Origin of the sequence: Streptomyces ossamyceticus, from assembly GCF_001418475.1 — a bacterium.
Taxonomy (GTDB): Bacteria; Actinomycetota; Actinomycetes; order Streptomycetales; family Streptomycetaceae; genus Streptomyces; species Streptomyces ossamyceticus.
This window is the reverse complement of the sequence record NZ_LIQX01000381.1, coordinates 1-1654: the sequence shown is the minus strand read 5'-3', so window position 1 is coordinate 1654 and position 1654 is coordinate 1. Positions and strand designations below refer to the sequence as shown.

The following is a 1654-nucleotide window of genomic DNA, read 5'->3' as shown; positions in this document are numbered from 1 at the left end:
CGCGGGGGGCGGCTGGGGGGGGGCGCCGTCAGGGCCCGGAGGAGGGACAGGCAGGACGGGGAGAGCGCGGCCGTGATGCCGGAGAGGTGGAGGACGCGGGCTGCGCGGGCGGCCGGCAGGTCCGTGTTGGTGGTCGTCATCGCGGACGCCGCCGAGCCCGAGCGGTAGTACGCCACCTCGTGCGCGTCGGTCGCGCGGTCCGCCGCCGTGCGGAAGTAGACGCCGGTGGGGCGGGACGGGTCGCGGCGTACGGAGGTGACGTCGACGCCGTGCGCGAGGATCGTTTCGAGGAGGTGGTCGCCGAAGCCGTCCGCGCCCACGCGGCTCACCCAACGGGTGGTGTGGCCGGTGGCGGCGAGGGCGCAGAGGACGTTGGACTCGGCTCCGCCGATGGCGCGTTCGAAGGAGGGGACGTCGGCGAGGCGGCCGGGGCGGGTGGGCAGGAAGGTGACCATGGACTCGCCGAGCGCGACGACGTCGACGACGTCGGGTGCGGCCTTGGAGAAACCGTCGGCGGTCACGGTGGTCGGGGCTCCTCGACAGGGGGCGGTGGCACCGTTGACCCGGTGCTCGCTGGGATGTTAGACAGCCGTTAGCTATATATGCAATGGACGTTGCATCAACTGCAACGCAGCATTTCAGGGAGGGTCTCATGGGTGTCGAAGCGCTCGCTCGTCTCGCCGCCGAACGCGTCGACCACCGTTTCAAGGGCCTCCCGCCGGACGCCGACGGGCTGACGGTGGCGGAGCTGGCCGGGCAGCGCCGGAACCTGTTCACCGGCGGGTTCACCACGCCCGTGCTCGCCCTGTCCGCCGAGCGGCTGGAGCACAACCTGGCCCTGATGGAGGCGTACTCCGAGCGGCACGGGCTGGCCTTCGCGCCGCACGGGAAGACGTCGATGGCTCCGCAACTGTTCTGGCGGCAGATCGAGCGGGGGGCGTGGGGCATCACCCTGGCCGTGCCGCACCAGGTGCGGGTCGCGCGGGAGTTCGGGATCGAGCGGGTGTTCCTCGCCAACGAGGTGGTGGACCCGGCGGCGTTGCGCTGGATCTCCGCCGAGCTGGCCGCCGATCCGTCGTTCCGGCTCGTCTGTTACGTGGACTCCGTGCGCGGCGTGGAGCTGATGGACGCGGCGCTGCGGGGCTCGGCGCGCCCGGTGGACGTGGTGGTGGAGCTCGCCGCGGGCGACGGGGCGCGGACCGGGGTCCGTACGGAGGCGGAGTGCGCGGCGGTCGCGGACGCCGTGGCCGGGGTGGAGACGCTGCGGCTGGTGGGCGTGGCCGGGTACGAGGGCGAGGTGCCCGACGCGACTCCGGAGCGGGTGGGCGCCTGGCTGCGGCGGCTCGTCGCCCTGGCCGTCGCCTTCGACGAGGCGGGGCGGTTCGCGGGGCTGGAGGAGATCGTCGTCAGCGCCGGGGGCAGCGCGTGGTTCGACGCGGTGGCAGAGGTGTTCGACGAGATCCCCGAGCTGTCGGCGCCCGTGCTGAAGCTCCTGCGGTCCGGGGCGTACGTCTCGCACGACGCCGGGCACTACCGGCGTCTGACCCCGTTCAACCGGGTGCCCGAGGAGGGTGCCCTGGAGCCCGCGTTCCGGCTCTGGGCCCAGGTCGTCTCCCGCCCCTCCCCCGAGCAGGCGTTCGCGAACGCCTGCTCG

Annotated in this window: 2 protein-coding genes; one reads left to right on the top strand and one right to left on the bottom strand. The window is 73.6% G+C overall.

Annotated elements, in window-relative coordinates; translation table 11 throughout:
- Positions 1 to 521: PfkB family carbohydrate kinase (locus tag AOK15_RS26450; protein WP_240508601.1), on the bottom strand; the 521-nt coding region annotated here is incomplete at its 3' end.
- A gap of 131 nt (positions 522 to 652) precedes the next feature.
- Between AOK15_RS26450 and AOK15_RS26445 the strand changes: the two genes are divergently transcribed.
- Positions 653 to 1654, top strand: a 1002-nt coding sequence (locus tag AOK15_RS26445; protein WP_055520867.1) for an alanine racemase, incomplete at its 3' end; no start/stop codon positions are given.